Origin of the sequence: Halogeometricum rufum, assembly GCF_900112175.1 — an archaeon.
In the GTDB taxonomy this organism is placed as follows: domain Archaea; phylum Halobacteriota; class Halobacteria; order Halobacteriales; family Haloferacaceae; genus Halogeometricum; species Halogeometricum rufum.
Map to the genome: position 1 here is coordinate 1,129,041 of NZ_FOYT01000001.1, position 14,879 is coordinate 1,143,919.

Genomic DNA, 14,879 nt, shown 5'->3' on the forward strand with positions numbered 1-14,879 from the left:
GGCGATACGTACACAAACTCCAGAACGCCGCCCTATTCCTGCAACACGTCGTCGCCCAACACCACTCTCGCGCCGGAAGGCCACCGCGACTCGGCGATCTCGCCGCGAATCTCGAACTCGGGGTCCCACCAGGTCTGCATGTACGCGACGATCCAGCCGTCGGGATACGCCGTCGCACTCCCGGGCGCGTCGACGACGTCGCCCTCAACGCGAAAGTGGAACGCGACCGACGACTCCTCGGTCGGCCCCTCTACGCGAAGCGTCCGCGTGTCTGACTCACTCCGTCTACTCTCGTCGTCCTCTCGCTCACTGGGCGGCGTCCAGCCCGTACTCGGGTCGATGCGCACACGGCCGTCCACCCCATCGCCCTCGACGAAAAACGCCGCCAACTCAGCTCCCTCCGAGACGTCCAGTCGGAGCGGGCCCTGGAACTCGAACTCGTCGACGCCGCGTTCGGGCCCGACGCGATCGGCGACGCGACCGTCCACGACAGTCCCCTCCGCAGCGGGCGTGCCGCGGATCTCCGCAGCGGCGGCGACGTAGCGACACACGCCACCACCGAGGGATTTCACGACGAGGCGATACGGGAGCGGGTCGTCCGATCCACCGCTCGGTGCCTCCCCGTCGTCCCCACCGGTCTCCCCGTCACTCTCGTCCCCACCGGTCTCCCCGTCACTCTCGTCTCCACCGGTACCTGACTCTGGTCTGTCCGCCGTTCTCTCACGCTCGGACGGCAGGACATCGGGCTCGGTCGGCCGTTCCAACGCAGGTCCCCCATCGTCACCTTCACGATCGGTCTCACCGTCGACGGCGACGGTCGTCGCCTCGAGGCGCGTCCCTGGTGAGCCCGACAGCTGAATCCCGTCGCCACCACCCGAGAGATGCGACCCCTCGATTCGAGAGTTCGGCCGCCCCTCGAGCGTGACGGCGCCACGGCCCCACGCCGCGCCCGAGACGTGGACGCCGTCCAGCTGCATCGCGAGCGGCTCGCCTGCCTCGCCGGTCGGCTTCGTCGCTAGTACTGGAACCGCGCGCCCGTCGTCGACCTGGAGGCGGACATCGCGAAGGATCGCCCCGCCCGTATCGAAGTTGACGTGCACACCGGAGATCGCCTTGTCGCTGTTCCTGATGAGAACGTCGCAGTCCTCGATGACGGGCCCCGCGAAGCGCTTGTCGTTCGTCTGCGCCCAGATCGCGCGGTTCAGCTGGATCGGCTCACCGTCGTCGTACGTACTCTCGACTTTCTGGTTGCGGGAGTCCCACGCTTCGGTATCCATCACGACCGTGCAGCCGCGAATCGTCGTCGAGCGCCCGGCACCGCGAATCGCCGTGTGGACGACGTTCTCGAAGTACGAATCCTCGATCAGATAGCTCCCGTCGCCCTTCCCGGTGTAGATGCCCGACTCCGAGCCGTTGTGAATCTCGATGTTCCGGAGGATCATGTGGCCCTGGTGCCCGCGCCCCGACCAGATGTCGAGCGTCGAGTCGGGATAGCGCCGGAACGCCGTGGGGCCAGTCCGGTAAAGCCCGTCGACGATGGCGACGCCAGCCGGATCCGTCACGTTCGCGGCGAACAGCTGGGGCCCAGAGGGCGTCCAGCCGGTGTAGTCGACGTTCTCGACGAGGACGTCTCGCTTGATGCGGCCGCCCATCCCGACCGACGTCTCGTAGTCGTCGCGACGGTCGATAGTGAAGTTCTGGAGCAGGGCCGATTCGGGCACCCCGAACTTCAGCCACCGCATCGACGTCCCCGTGGGTGGCCGAAAGACAACGTCCTCACGGGCGTCCGCGAGGCCGACGATCCCGCAGTGACTCCTGAGGACGGACGGCGAGGTGATCTTGTACGTCCCGGCGGGGAATTCGACGAGCGTCCCGGCATCGAACGCCTGCTGTAGTGCCGCGTCGATCGGCGCGCCCCAGTCGGGATCCATCCCGAGGTCACGAACGGCGTGTCTGGTCCGCTCGAACGAGAGGCGGTCGCGAAGCTGCTGTTTCTCGCGCTGGGCGTGCTCGGGGTGGTACTCGACAGAGGTCATGGATTAGTCGGACGGTCGCAGAGCGGGTCGATGAGGTCATTCTCGACGGCGCGGTCATAGGCGGCGCGGCCGCTATCGGTCAGGGCGTACAGCCGACCGCGATGTCGCTCCTCGTCGACGAGAAGTTCGGCGAGTCCGGCGTCGGCGAGCTGGCGAACGGCGCGGGAGGCCGAGGAGGTAGTCGTATCGGTCCGGTCGCCGAGGTCGCCTGGTGTCCCCGGACGGTCGGCGAGGGCGCGACAGACGGCGACTCGGTGCGTCGAGGCGATGAGGCAGCCGACGTGGTCCCAAGTCTGGTCGGAAGGCATGATTATCGGTCGGCCGCGAACCGTCACCTGAAACGACTAACAGAGACTGCCGCCAAAACCGATTCAGAAAACGTCTCAGATAAGGTCCAGGTACAACTTGCGGACTGAACTTCGCAAGCCCGCTCTCAGTTGTTCAGATGTTTGTTCTGGAAGAACGGCATTAGCATGATACCGAACACCACCGGAATCTCTTTCTTGTAGATTCCGAACTCTTCTCCGTTCGGGCTAGAACCGGCCCAGGTTACATCTTCTGAAACGACGTAGCGGTCATCTTCTTCGAAGATGTAACCGTAGGTGTCTCCCTTTGGACCGGCGCCAGCCCAAGTGATATCTTCTGAAACGATGTAGTAACCCTCCTCTTCTTCGAAGATGTAACCGTAGGTGTCTCCCTTTGGACCGGCGCCAGCCCAAGTGATGTCTTCTGAAACAATGTAGTGACCCTCCTCTTCCTTGAAGATGTAACTGTAAATGTCGCCGTTCGGGCTGGAACCGGCCCAGGTGATGTCTTCTGAAACGACATAGTACTCGCCTTCGGAAAACCCGTAGGCACGATCGTCCTCTAACCGACAATGGTCGCCTTCGTCCCTGATGTCGTATGGGTTACCTGTTAATAATCCACACATATCGTCACAATATAATCTAAATTATAAGTATCTTTCTATAGCTTACATTTCTGATGGTAGCGATGGTGGTCGGATTACGTTCAAAATATGGTTTTCTTTTGGAAACAGTAGAGGCGTAGCTATCAGTTTCCATCATCGATGAGAAATTCAGTGTGAACTCTGTGACGAACCAATGAAGGAGACGTCAGTCGTCCATCCCCATTGACTCTATATCGACATCGAACAGCGCCGAGAACAGTTTCCGCTCGGCGACGCGGAGATGCCGCGCGAACGTGGGTTGGGCGATCCCCAGCGACTCGGCCAACTCACTGGCCGTCGTCTCTCGCGGCCATTCGAAGTAGCCCTCGACGACAGCGACGCGGAGTGCGGTGCGCTGCTTGTCGGTCAAGGTCCGGACGACGGCGTGATCGATCGTCCCGACGTGGCCAACCGGACCGTGTCGGAGGCAGTCCTTGCAGAGGTCGATCTCGAACCGCTGTCGGAGCGCTCGCGAAAGCGGACGCGTCCCCGTCGCTGGATCGAGATTCTCACAGAGCGCATCGCCTTCGGCAGTCGGATGAGGGATGTGGGCGGCTGTCGGTATCCCCCTGCCTGTAGCAATGACGTAGTCACACTCCGTACTCGCCACGCCCGTACCCTCCTACACCGTACGCGGTCGTCGGCGCTACATCGTCGGGTGACTCGTCACTATCCGAGTCGTCACCTGGATCCAGCCCGTCATCCTCGTCGCCGTCCGGCGTGCCGTACCCGGCCGGGAGCGCCCGATACGTTCCGCCGGGGATGCGCACGTGTACGCGCTCGTCGACGACGACCAACCACTCGTCGTTTGCTGCGTCGGTACTGTCGTACTCTGGGAGATCGAGCTTCATGGCTTCTGACTCAGGTTTGGAATCCGGATCGGGGACGTGTGCTTTACAGAACGAGTCGGCCCGCGGGTGATCCTCGGCGAGCCCCCAGCCGGCTGGCCGTCGGCACTGATCGCCGTCGTCGGTCGTACCCTGACACTGTGTCATCGGTTGGTAATGTGGAAATGGTCGGTCACGATGGGATTCGACGCGGAGAGGTTGCTCCCGGCCGGGTTGTACCCGGTTCCGGTCCCCGTCGTGTGGTCGGAGTTGTTCTCCGGGCCGACCGTCCCGAGCGCCGTGTTCGTGCCGAACGGATCCTCGACGAACTCGACGGTGATGTCGTTGTCCGCACCGCCGAACTCATTTCCGTCGTCCCACTGCACTTTCCCGCCGTACCACGTGTCGGGCGCTGCGGTCGCCGAGACGGTCCCGAGGACGCTCCGATTCCCGCCGACGACCGTGTTCAACCGAAACGCGTCGCTGTCGGCGTCGAACGAAATCTCGTATGTTTCGCTTGTGCCCGATTCGAGGCCGAAGAAGACACGCAACCGGTTCAGTTGGTTCGTGAAGTACGCGTACACCCAGAACTCGTCACCCTTCTGCGGCGCTGGACTCGGGTTGGCGTCGTAAAAGGAATCGAACGACTCCATCGCGAGCGCGTACGAGCCGGCGAGAACGGGCGAGGTGACGAACGAGTGGTCGCCGGTGTCGAACCCGGAGTAGTTGCTGGCGTCCTGGTCCTCCCACGACTCGACGATAGTGACGGTACTCCCGGTCTGTGCAGCTGTCTGTGCGATCGCGCCACCGCTGGTGCGGATAGCGCCGCCGCTGACGTATTTTGGCATAGGTCTTGTTCGGAATCGCTCAGGCGTTCGGGCGCCGGAAGAAGTCGTACCGGGTCGTCTCGGCGTCCGCGTTGTTGTTCCAGAGGCCGATGCCTTCGTGATCGGTGTAGTCGGGGTCGTTGTACGGGCCGAGCGACGCGAGTGTGTTCTCGGCACCTCCGGGATCCTCGACGAAGTCGATACTGATGTCGCCATCACTCCCTCCGAATGCGTTGCCGTTGTCGCGCTTGATGCGGAACTCGTGGTGCACCTCGTCGGCGAGATCCGACGTCCCGATATCGACCTTCGTGAGTTGCGACTCCGACCCACCGGACCGTTTGCGAAGGCGGAGCTGGCGCGTGCCGCTGGCGTTGAAGAGCTCGGCGACGTAGCAGTCGGCGACTGACGCAGGGTCGGGAATGCCGAACAGAATGCGCCGTTTGTCCGTATCGAGGTCAGTCGACCAGACGACGACCCGTGCCTCGACGCCCGTCGGGAAGTAATACTCCAAACCGTCGCCCGGTGCCGACGCAACGTACGACTGTGCCTCATCTGGCCCCTGCTCGAGGTAGGCCGTGCCGTCGAAGGCGTTGGCTGAATCGCCCGTAACGACCTCGAAGCCTCCGTTGATGACTGAGTACGACGAGAGATCTCCCGACTCGAAGGAGTCGATCCTGAACGGCCCCGTCGGCTCTGATGTGTCGCCCGAGCCCGAGGCGACATCCGTCGGTTGCTGGAGGTCGTGGAGCTGACGCTTGATCTGCGCGAGTTCGTCGATGGGGCCGAGCGGGGCGTTCACCTCAATCGTCGCGATAGCCTCGCCTTTCGATTCGCTAAACGAGGTCCGGTCGTGACTCAGCGTGCGATTGCCCCACTCAGGGATGGTCCGGTAATAGCCGGGGAGGACGGGTTCGGCGACGACATCCAACTGACCCGAGAGGGCGTCGTTTTCCAGTCGCGATTCGAGTTCGGACTCGGCGCGGGCCTGCGCGTCGGCGTTGGTCGTGATGGACTTATCGTCGATGCGCCATGGTTGCTCGCCCACAGCGTCGATCTCCGAGTCGGCGCGTGCCGTCGCCGAGACACGCGTCCCGTCCGAGGCCTTGCCGCCGTACACCCGGACGAGATTCGCGTAGTCGTACACCTCGCCCGAGGAGTCGTGTTCGACGGCGGTCCAGTCGGCCGTCCGGACGAGTTCGGTCGGATCGTAGCTCTCGACGACCCGACCGGGCGTAGTGTGCTGGACGGTGAAGCGCATCCCCGCCCGCTCGTGGAGCGTCTGCAGGATTTCCAAAACGCTCCCAGTGGACTCGAACTCGGTCAGCGTCGTCTCCGTCGACGGTGGTGTGACGATCGCGTCGAAACTCGTGTGGCTATCCCAGACCTGCTTGATGGCGCGCCACGCTGCGATGTCCGCAAAGGAGATGGTGAGATTCGAGCGGGCTAACTCCCGTGCTGGGCCGCGCCCAGCGATGGTCGCCTCGGCGTCCGTCCCGTACGAGGGCCACTCCTCCAGCGTTCCCGAAAAGAGAATCTGGTCGCCGCGGTAGACGTCGAACGATCCGAACTTGAAGTCCGCCAGCCCGGCGATGCGCGGGACCGTCAGACTCGCATCGGAGATGGCGGTGTGTTCGTAGTTGATCTCGGTGTTCGTGACCGCGGTGACGTCTGTCCGGCGGCCGTCCTTGGTCGTCAGGACCGCCCGGTAGATCTGCCGGCGCTGGCCGGAGTAGGCGGCCCCGTACTCGGGGTCACCGTACGCCGCACCGTGTTCTGGGTCACCGTACGCAAACCCACGCTGGAGCGGAGAGTCGTCACGCACCATCTTATCGCGTCTTCGTCAAGCGGTCGATGCGCCCGGCGACGGCGACGTGGACGCCGACGCCCCGGCCGCGATACGTCGTGTCCTTCGTGGGCGCTGCGTTCTCGGCGAGGATGCTGTCCTTCGAGCTGCCGCTGGTCGACCACAGCCGGCTCGGATGGACGCCCTTGCCACCGCCGTCGTAGTCGATTTCGAGGATGTACCACGTGTCCGCTGAAGCGGAAACAGAGGAGGACCCGAGCGTCTCCGTCTGGTTCTCGTCGACGCGGACCGTCTCGACACGGCCGCCCTCGAAGTCGAGTCGGGCGCGGATGTCTCGCTGCGCGTCGTCCTCGTCTTTACAGATGGCGAGGTCGATACGTTTCGTGTCTGCGAGCGGGTAGACAGCGAGGTTGGCCGTGTCGCCGATATCAACGTACTGCGGCAGGCCGTCGTCGGGTAAACTCCAATCGGTGGTGTAGCCAGGACCATCCCAGAGCGCGCTTGCCGAGCCCTCGAACGCCGGCGTCGAGTACTCGAACGACGAGTCGCCACCGCGCCAGTTGTCACTTATCGAGTCATCGAAGTTCTCGAGGACTTTCGTCGCCGATCCGGTGAACGATGTCACCGGGCTGTCGTCGAGCGCCCGGATTTCGTCTGACTCCGAGGAGTACCAGTGGATCTTGTCGGTCGTCGTATTGTGCCAGAACTGCGACTTCGTCAGGTCCTCTTGCGGCGGATCACTCGACCGCGTGTTGAGAATCCCAGACGTGTCCGGGACGCGCAGGTCGAGAATGTCGGTGGAGTTCGAGAGATCGCCCGATTCGGTCGCCCCTGGTGGGACGTTCACGACTGCGATGGCGACGCCGTCGACGCCCGTCAGCGACGGCGGGGCGGGGACCCATGTTTGCCAGCCCGATCGGTCCGATGGAACTGCCGCGGCTGCCCGTCCCTGCTTGGCGCGGACATCTCCGAAGCGGTCGACGTAGATGAGGTCTTTGCGCGGATGTTGCGGGTCCCCTGGCTGGAGCGCGATGTCCTGCGTGGAGACACCGACGAGGTCGCCATCGTGACGGACTACGCCGGTCGACACCCGACACTCGATGCTGGACGTCGAGTCGCCGACGACCGTCCCGCAGCCATCCACGTGACCGTAGCCAGCACCGGGCTGGAGAACGGCGTTGAGGTACAGTGAGACTGCCGCATACGCGTTTTCGACTTGTAGTGGCATCTCAGTTTACCCGGTAGGCGACCGTGCGTTCGACTCCGATCCCGTTGCCGCCCTCGTCAGATGGGGTGTAGTCTGTCCCCGTCGTGTTCGCAAGCCGGAGATGTGCGACCTTTGGCGACCCTGTCGAATTTGAATACGAGGCGACGCCCGACTCGTTCTCGGTGTAGTTCGGCGCGACCGAGGCGTCGATAGATGCCTGCGTTGTCCCGCTCGGGTCGTTGAGTTCGAGGACGATCCCGGAGTCAGTCGACCCGTCGTCTAATCGAAGGCCCCAGGCGTAGACGGTGAGCGTCTTGCCATCCGGCACGAACACTGGTTGCTCGTAGTCGTCGTTTGCTTCTATCGAGAACGAGTCAGCGTCGGGTTCGGCGATGGCCTCGGCGGCGAGGTCCTGGTCGGTGCGGACCATCGCCTCCTGGCCGGTCGTCCCGGCGGCACCGAGACTCATCGTCCCATCGTCGTAGATACGAAGCAGCCAGTCGTTCGCCGTCTTATCGTACGCTCCCCAGACGTGTCCCAAGGCCCGATTGATTTCGAGCGTGATGGTGTTCTTCCCGCCGTCGTCGAGCACCCGAGCGAGCGAGAAGTAGTTCGTGCCCGACCCCGTGTCGAGCGTCACCTGTCCGTTCGCGCCGTCATCGGCGGCGGCAAGCGTGAGTTCCCCGCCCGCAGAGAGGTCGACTGCCGTGTCCTGCGTGATGGTGACATCCGAGTCGAACGTCCACGCACCCGTGACGGACTCGGACTCGGCGAGAGCGGCCAGGTCGCTCCCCTCGTAGCCGTCGACCGTGTCGGCGTCGAGGCCGTTGCCGTCACCCTCGTCCGCACTCGTCAGCGTGGCGTCGGGCCACGGGCGGACTCGCCTATCGGAGACGTACGTGACCGTGCTGTCGTCCATCTCCGAGGACGCGGTCGTCCCTGCGGGCACCCAGACCTCGGCGATAGGTGCGACCTCGGTCCACGCCGAGGCGCCACTCACGTCCGAGAGGTCAGAGAGGTCGGGCGGCTCGGGCTGGTACGTCTGTCGGTCGGTCGCCGTGTCGGCGAGGATGCCGTTGGCCTTTGCCTCTCTGGGAGTTCCCTCGACGACGTGCAGCACGCCCGTACTGTCGGCGACGATGACGTCCTTGCGCGGGTACTGGGCGTCGCCATCCGCGAGCGTGACCGTTGCTGAGGAGACGGCGACGGTGGTGTTCTCGACGGCCACCTCGCCCGAGGCGACGTCGACCGTGATGTCGGTGCTACTGCTGGTGAGCGACGCCGCACAGCCCGATGTGACGCCCGTCCCCACCGCACGTTGGAGGAGTTGGACGGTGTCGAGCCCGACGGCGCCGTCGAAGTTTCTGACTTGAAGTGTCATTTGCGGTTATGATTAAATTATGAAAAGTCGTTGCGCTCGGCCGCCGCGACGACGCCGTCCCGCGTGGGGTAGCGCTCCGTCGAGGCGATGGTCGTCGTCTGGAGCGTCACATCGTACGGGGGCTGGCGAGCGACTGGTTGGACTGGCCGCCCGTCACCACCGCCCAGCGGCCGTCGTACATCGACCCCTCGCGTGTCGGCGGCGGGTTGCCGTCCGTGTAGGTGCCGTCCGACGATTTCGCGAGGGGTTCGATCCGGACGAGTTGCGAAAAGGAGTCGTCGAACTGCTCGCGGTAGAAGACGTCCTGTCCCGGCGGGTCGTAGGTGATGACGTCCCGGGAGCGGACGAGGTACTCGCGGAGGTCGTCGAAGCGAGCGCGTGGGTCGTCGTCAGGGTCGCCGTTCGAGGGCTGGGCGGCGCAGACACACCGATACGTGACGGAGCGGCCGGGGACGACCGGGGAGAGTGGATTCTCGGCTGAGAGGCCGTCGACGCGAATGCCGTTGATGTGCCACGGCGCGTCGAAGCCCGCGTAGCCGGTCGCCGGTGCGCCGTAGTGGCCGGTGCTGTAGCTCCGGTCGCTGTAACTCGGTGTGGGTGTCATGATGGGTTAGGACCGCGAGAAGCTGCGCCGCTGTTTGCGCTGGTTGAGTTGCTCCAATTCGTCGTAGATCAGCCGGGCAAGTGTCTCGGGGTCGTCCTCTCGTGCGTCGATGCTGATGTCGACGTTGTACGTGTCGCCGCCGCCACCAGCCGCGCCGGCGCTCTCCAACGCGTCCGCGAGGACGCCCGTCCCCTGCGAGTTGAGTGGTATGATGGCCTCGTCGTCGCCATCCTCGCCGATGAGCGCTGACGTGGGGCCAGTGACGATGCCGCCTGAGGCCATCGGCGAGAGCGGACCGCCTGGTGACGCGCCTTCGGAGGGCGCGCCGGCGACGCTCCCACCAGAGCCGCCGCGGTTGCCGCCCCCTTGGGAACTACCACTACTGGACGACCCGCTGGACGAGTCGCTGCCCGAGTCGTCACTCCCGTCGTCGCCGCTGTCGGGACTGCCAGACAGAATACTGGAGGCGCGAGAAACGGCCTCTTGCGCCTCCGAAATGATGTTACCGGCGATTCGCTTCACCGACTCGAACTTGCTCTCAAACTCGCCAACAATGCTCCCGAGGACGTCCTCGACGTCCGAGAGCATGTTGTCGAGCGCCGTCTTGAGCGCGTCTTTCGCCTCGCCGGACTTCGTCTCAACCGTCGACGCAACCTCCTCGAATTTCGACGTGACCTCCTCAAGGATTTTGCCGAGTATCTCGACGACCATGTCCTTGATCGCCGTCCAAATCTCGGTCGCGCGCTCCTTGAGCCCCGTCAGAATCTCGACGGCGTTCTCTTTCAGCGTCGTGATGAGTTCCGTCGCGCGGTCTTTGAGGTCGGTGACGAGTTGGACGACTGTCTCTTTCAGCGTGGTCACCAACTCGACGGCGCGGTCTTTCAGTTCCGTGACGAGACGGACGAAGTCTTCCTTGAGGCCGGTGACCTTCTCGACAACAGTCGATACCCACTGCGTGATTTGCTCCGTGACGTCGGTGATGAACTGCGTGAAGGCCTCGCTGATGGCCGTCAGCATCTCCGGGATGATGGACCCGCCAATGAGTTCCTGATACAACGTCTCGAACCAGCCGATAACATCTCCGATGAGTCCAGCAACCGCAGAGATGAACCCGCCAATCCACGTTTTTAGATAGCTCAGAATGCCGGACGTGATCCGACGGACCAACCCGGCGATGAGTTCCAAGAACGTCCGCCAGTCGGACGCTTGCGCTGCTTGGAATGCCTTGATGAGCGTGTCCAGCGTGTCGAGTACGCCCCCAATGAGCGACAGGACGGTGTCGATGAAGAACCGAGTCGAGGCGATGATTTCGTCACCGAACAGGTCCCAGACGGCCGCGATGGCCCCCACAGCCACCTCGATGATTCCGCGCAGTGTGTTCAGTGCCCCGCGGGCGACTGAGATGACGACGCCGAGGAACGTGGAGACGATATTGATAATCGTCTGTCCGTGCTGCTCCCAGAACACCGCGAAGCGGTCCAGGAGCGGCGCCGCGAACTGTAAGAGTGCCGAGAGACTCCCGCGAACGATATCGAGGACGAGCGCGTACGTCTTGCGGAGCGACTTGAGAATCTTCGAGCCGTGCGTCTGCCAGAGGCGGAACAGCGCGGTCGTGACTGCGGTGAGCGTCGCCTGGAGGACCTGTCCCGCACTGCGGAGGATGGACACCATCTCCCCGCTCCGTGTCCGGAACAGACTGGTGATGTCGTCGAACGTGACGGTGAAGATGTCGACGAAGAACGTCGCGAAGTCCTGTTCGATGACGCCGATTGCGGCCAGTCCATTCTGGACGGCAGTCTGGAGTGCGGTGAGTTTCGCGACGACGGCCGCACGGTGCGTCTCCCACGCCGCTTCGATCTGGGCCAAGCCGTCGGCGACAGCCGCACGGGCTTGTGTGATACCCGCTTTCAGCCGCGTTTTGATGGCTGCAACGGCCTGCGAAACCTGTGTTTTGATGCCTGCGAATGCTGTCTTCGTGATGTCCTGCAGGCCGAGGATGTTCTTTTCCCACGCCTGCTTGAGCAGGAGCGTCGCCCCGATGGCGGTCGTGATGGGGTTCGTCAGGCCAAGGATGACCAGCCCGAGTTTGGTGATGGTCTTGATAGTCGGGCGGCCCTGTTCGTCGAGGAAGCCGAGTTTCTTTCCAAGGTCCTGAATCTTCGACAGTACGGGCGTGATGGCGTCGGTGACCTTGTTGATAGCCTGCTCGACCTGCGTTCCGTGGCGGTTCCAAATTTCAGTCGCCCGCGTGACAGCTTGCTCAACGATTGTGCGAACGCGAGTGACGGCCTGCTCAACCTGCGCTTTCAGCGAGTTGTAGTAGTCGATGACCGCCGTCTGCAGCGTCTGTCCGTGCGTGGTCCACAGTTGCTCAATGCGCGTGACGGCCTGCGCGACGCGCTCGCGGATGCCAGCAACTGCCTCGGTGATGCGCGCTCGCAGGTTGGTGTACGCGGCGACAACCGTCGGCACGACCGTCCCGGCGTGGGTCTCCCACGCCGTTCCGATGGTCGTCAGGACGCCCCGGATTGTCTTGCCCGCGGCCTTGATACCGGCGACGAGCGTCTCCGCGACCGCGGTGGCGATGCGGTCAATCGCTCGGATGATGTCGGTCTGCGTGATGCCGACTGCCGCCGTGATGTCGTTGAGAATCGGGACGACGACGTTCCGCGCCGTCTGCCACGTCTTCGTGAACTCCGTTGCGAGGGCGTTCGCGACGAGCGTGATGTCATCACGAATCCCGGCGAAGTTGGTCGCCACCGCGGCGCCGAGAGCAACGACCGCGGCCGTGGCGATGCCGAGCGGCCCCGTCAACGCGACCAGTGCGGGGACGACCGTGCCGGTGAGCGCTGCGCCGAGTGACGTCGCTGCCGCGGCGGCTGTCAGCACCGCCGGCGCGAGCGTCGACGTGACGACGACCGCTGACTGGATAGCCGGCGGGAGGCGTGTGAACGCCGCCAGCGCCTCCCCGAGCGCGCCGATGAGCGCCGTGATGCCGGGGAGCACTGTGTTCGTGACCGTGACACCGATATCCAACAGCGGCGGGAGGACCGAGACAATCGCCGCCGCGAACGCCTTGAACTCGGGGTACGTGTCGGCGACGACCTGTCGGAGCGTAGCGAAGCCGTCCGCCGCCGGTCCCGTGAGATACGAGATGAGCGATTCCAGCGCCGGAAGCGCGATACGCGCGAGTTCGACCATGCCGCCGACCACCTGCGGGATGATGGTCATGGCGGCTTGGCCCATCTGCACCATCGCGGCGCGGAACTGGTCGACGGGGCCGACAACGGCGAGGATGTTCCGCACCAACTCGGGTAACGCGTTGACGGCCTGCACCAACAGCGGGCCGAACACTTCGCCGAGCGGCTGGATGAGCGCCCGAATCTCTTGCTTCGCGTCTTTGAACGCAGTGGTGAGTTCCTTGAAGTGCGTCGCCACGCCCGTCGCAGCGAGACCGCCCATCACGGCGACCAGCGATCCTGCCGCCGCCGCGACGCCGCCGAACGTGACGACGAGTGGTGCGAGGATCGTCGACAGCGTCAACAGCGCCGGGATGGCTGACGCCGTCAGGACCGTCCCGAGAGTCGCGGAGGCGACCGACGCCGTCGACGTCGCGCCCGAATAGGCGCCGACGCCCGCCGCCGCGGCCGAGGACTTCGCCCCCACCTCGGTCATCTGGTCGCCGAGATGGTCCAGTCGCCCGGCCGCGAGTTGCGCAGAGGCGGCCGTCTGCGTGACCTCGTCCTGTGCAGCACCGAGCCGCGAGTCCATCCCCGACGCGGCGGCCGCGGTCTGGGCGGCTTCATTCCCAAGGTCCGACAGCCCCGACGCCGCCCGCGAGGCCGCACTTCCGAGGATCGTCGAGGCTTTCGCCAACCCCGACGCTTCCTTCTCGGCCTTGTCGGTGGCGCGGTTGAACGGACTGGCGTCTAAGTCTAAGGATACGGAAAGATTCTCGAATGCCACGGGTGTGAGGGCGGAGAGTCAGTTCTGCGCGCGATACGGTGCGTCAGTCGTTGGTGTCGAGCGGCATCCCGAGCGGCGAGACGCCGAACTCACGGGCCTGCCGGTAGGCCATCCGCTCTAAGAAGAGACGGTCCGAGCGCGGCAGGTCGCCGTATTCGGAGGGTGTCTTTCCGAGTGCGACGAGAAGTTGCCAGTAAATCGGGGCGAGCGTGTCGAACTCAGCGAAACTCGGCGGCCGCCTCGACGCCGTCCGCCATCTCTTGGCGGACCTTCATGAGGAGCGACTGTCGTACCTCGGGCGGCTCGGCCGCCCAGAACTCGTAGTCCAGCGTATCGTCGACGGAGTGCTCGGCGAGGAGTTCGGTGATGCGGCGCGTCGCCGACTTGTACGTCTCGTACTGGTCGTCGTCCAGGCCGTCCTCGTCGAGGCCGGCGAAGTCCTCCGCGAGGTCCTCCAGCCACTCGATGGTGTCGCCCTCAAGGCGCGTGAACCCGACATCCTCGCCGTAGATGGTGACGTCGACGCGCTGGTCCTGCCGCGCCTGTTCGAGTCGCTGCTTGAGTTCGGAGGCTTCCTCCTGTTCGGCCCGGGCGTCGTCGAACTTGGCTTGCGCCTGTTCGCGCGCCTTCTGCGCCGTCTCGGGGTTGTCGTAGTCCGGGGCGTCCTCGACGGCCAGCGAGTCGTCGACCTGTGCGCCGCCGTCCGTGCGGATGTCGTCCGCGGTGTTGGTGTCGGTCATGATGTATCGAAAGAAGGAGTGGGGTTACGGCGAGGTGCTGCCAACGTGGTAGCCGCCGTTCGCGTCGACCTGGAACGTGACTTCGCTCCCGTCCTGTGGGAGCGTCATCTCGTTGAAGTTGACTTCACAGCGGTAGAACTCGAGCGTCTGCTGCGGACTCCCCGCGTTGGCGGGTTCGTCAGCGTAGACGTGAATCCGCAGGTCGAGTTCCTGGCGGGCTTTCGGCTCCCCATTGGAGTCGACGATGCCGAGCGTCTCCAGCTGCGGCATGTCGGCCGCCAGTGAGGTGACGAACTCCAGCCCGAGCGCTTCGTGCTCGTTGAAGCGCTGGACCCAGCGGCTCTCGTGGAACTGGAACTCGGTGGTGGTGTCTTCGGACGTGACTGTCGTCTCGCCCATCGTGAAACCGACGATGGATTCGGATTCGCCGGCTTCGCCGATGGAGTCGACGACTGCGATTTCCATGAACGCGCCACTGAGGGCGTTCTTGAGGTTAGCGTTGTCTGCTGTCATTGGTGTGTTGGGTGGTGGTGAAGCG

Annotated in this window: 13 protein-coding genes; all 13 read right to left on the reverse strand. The window is 64.3% G+C overall.

The window, feature by feature from the left end; translation table 11 throughout:
- Positions 1–32: 32 nt before the first annotated feature.
- The 13 genes from BM310_RS05895 to BM310_RS05955 all read right to left on the reverse strand — a co-directional run bounded on the left by BM310_RS05895 (position 33) and on the right by BM310_RS05955 (position 14,854).
- Positions 33–2,036, reverse strand: a complete 2,004-nt coding sequence (locus tag BM310_RS05895) for a hypothetical protein (protein WP_089805519.1) — start codon at positions 2,034–2,036, stop codon at positions 33–35.
- Positions 2,033–2,344 carry a MarR family winged helix-turn-helix transcriptional regulator gene (locus BM310_RS21915; protein ID WP_394328053.1) on the reverse strand — a complete coding sequence of 104 codons (312 nt, stop codon included), beginning with the start codon at positions 2,342–2,344 and terminating at the stop codon, positions 2,033–2,035. The genes BM310_RS05895 and BM310_RS21915 overlap by 4 nt, the downstream gene beginning before the upstream one ends.
- Positions 2,345–2,469: 125 nt before the next feature.
- A complete protein-coding gene (locus BM310_RS05905; protein WP_089805523.1) occupies positions 2,470–2,967 on the reverse strand; it encodes a hypothetical protein in 498 nt (165 codons plus the stop codon).
- 184 nt (positions 2,968–3,151) lie between these two features.
- Positions 3,152–3,595 (reverse strand): helix-turn-helix domain-containing protein, encoded by a 444-nt coding sequence (locus BM310_RS21920; RefSeq protein ID WP_089805525.1) that lies wholly within the window; start codon positions 3,593–3,595, stop codon positions 3,152–3,154.
- A complete protein-coding gene (locus BM310_RS05915) occupies positions 3,576–3,836 on the reverse strand; it encodes a hypothetical protein (protein WP_089805527.1) in 261 nt (86 codons plus the stop codon). Before BM310_RS05915 ends, BM310_RS21920 begins: the two co-directional genes overlap by 20 nt.
- A 140-nt stretch (positions 3,837–3,976) precedes the next feature.
- Complete coding sequence (locus BM310_RS05920) at positions 3,977–4,660, reverse strand: hypothetical protein (RefSeq protein ID WP_089805529.1); 684 nt, start codon at positions 4,658–4,660, stop codon at positions 3,977–3,979.
- A 19-nt stretch (positions 4,661–4,679) separates the two neighbouring features.
- Positions 4,680–6,464, reverse strand: coding sequence for a hypothetical protein (locus BM310_RS05925; RefSeq protein WP_089805531.1), 1,785 nt, complete (start codon positions 6,462–6,464; stop codon positions 4,680–4,682).
- Between the two features lies 1 nt (position 6,465).
- On the reverse strand, positions 6,466–7,533 hold the full coding sequence (locus BM310_RS05930; protein WP_143105114.1) for a hypothetical protein: 1,068 nt from the start codon (positions 7,531–7,533) through the stop codon (positions 6,466–6,468).
- Between the two features lie 139 nt (positions 7,534–7,672).
- Positions 7,673–9,031, reverse strand: a complete 1,359-nt coding sequence (locus BM310_RS05935) for a hypothetical protein (protein WP_089805535.1) — start codon at positions 9,029–9,031, stop codon at positions 7,673–7,675.
- Between the two features lie 106 nt (positions 9,032–9,137).
- Positions 9,138–9,635, reverse strand: coding sequence for a hypothetical protein (locus tag BM310_RS05940; RefSeq protein ID WP_089805537.1), 498 nt, complete (start codon positions 9,633–9,635; stop codon positions 9,138–9,140).
- A 6-nt stretch (positions 9,636–9,641) separates the two neighbouring features.
- Positions 9,642–13,406, reverse strand: coding sequence for a hypothetical protein (locus BM310_RS05945; RefSeq protein WP_089805539.1), 3,765 nt, complete (start codon positions 13,404–13,406; stop codon positions 9,642–9,644).
- A 413-nt stretch (positions 13,407–13,819) separates the two neighbouring features.
- A complete protein-coding gene (locus tag BM310_RS05950) occupies positions 13,820–14,341 on the reverse strand; it encodes a hypothetical protein (RefSeq protein ID WP_089805541.1) in 522 nt (173 codons plus the stop codon).
- 24 nt (positions 14,342–14,365) lie between these two features.
- The gene (locus BM310_RS05955) at positions 14,366–14,854 is read right to left on the reverse strand and encodes a hypothetical protein (RefSeq protein ID WP_089805543.1); all 489 of its coding nucleotides are present in this window, start codon (positions 14,852–14,854) and stop codon (positions 14,366–14,368) included.
- Positions 14,855–14,879 lie beyond the last annotated feature (25 nt).

Bases quoted from the DNA above. Each gene is read 5' to 3' on its own strand.
- BM310_RS05955 (WP_089805543.1), bottom strand. From the start codon at position 14,854: ATGACAGCAGACAACGCTAACCTCAAGAACGCCCTCAGTGGCGCGTTC.
- BM310_RS05915 (WP_089805527.1), bottom strand. From the start codon at position 3,836: ATGAAGCTCGATCTCCCAGAGTACGACAGTACCGACGCAGCAAACGAC.
- BM310_RS05935 (WP_089805535.1), bottom strand. From the start codon at position 9,031: ATGACACTTCAAGTCAGAAACTTCGACGGCGCCGTCGGGCTCGACACC.
- BM310_RS05945 (WP_089805539.1), bottom strand. From the start codon at position 13,406: ATGGACTCGCGGCTCGGTGCTGCACAGGACGAGGTCACGCAGACGGCC.
- BM310_RS21915 (WP_394328053.1), bottom strand. From the start codon at position 2,344: ATGCCTTCCGACCAGACTTGGGACCACGTCGGCTGCCTCATCGCCTCG.
- BM310_RS05920 (WP_089805529.1), bottom strand. From the start codon at position 4,660: ATGCCAAAATACGTCAGCGGCGGCGCTATCCGCACCAGCGGTGGCGCG.
- BM310_RS05950 (WP_089805541.1), bottom strand. From the start codon at position 14,341: ATGACCGACACCAACACCGCGGACGACATCCGCACGGACGGCGGCGCA.
- BM310_RS05925 (WP_089805531.1), bottom strand. From the start codon at position 6,464: ATGGTGCGTGACGACTCTCCGCTCCAGCGTGGGTTTGCGTACGGTGAC.
- BM310_RS05940 (WP_089805537.1), bottom strand. From the start codon at position 9,635: ATGACACCCACACCGAGTTACAGCGACCGGAGCTACAGCACCGGCCAC.
- BM310_RS05905 (WP_089805523.1), bottom strand. From the start codon at position 2,967: ATGTGTGGATTATTAACAGGTAACCCATACGACATCAGGGACGAAGGC.
- BM310_RS05895 (WP_089805519.1), bottom strand. From the start codon at position 2,036: ATGACCTCTGTCGAGTACCACCCCGAGCACGCCCAGCGCGAGAAACAG.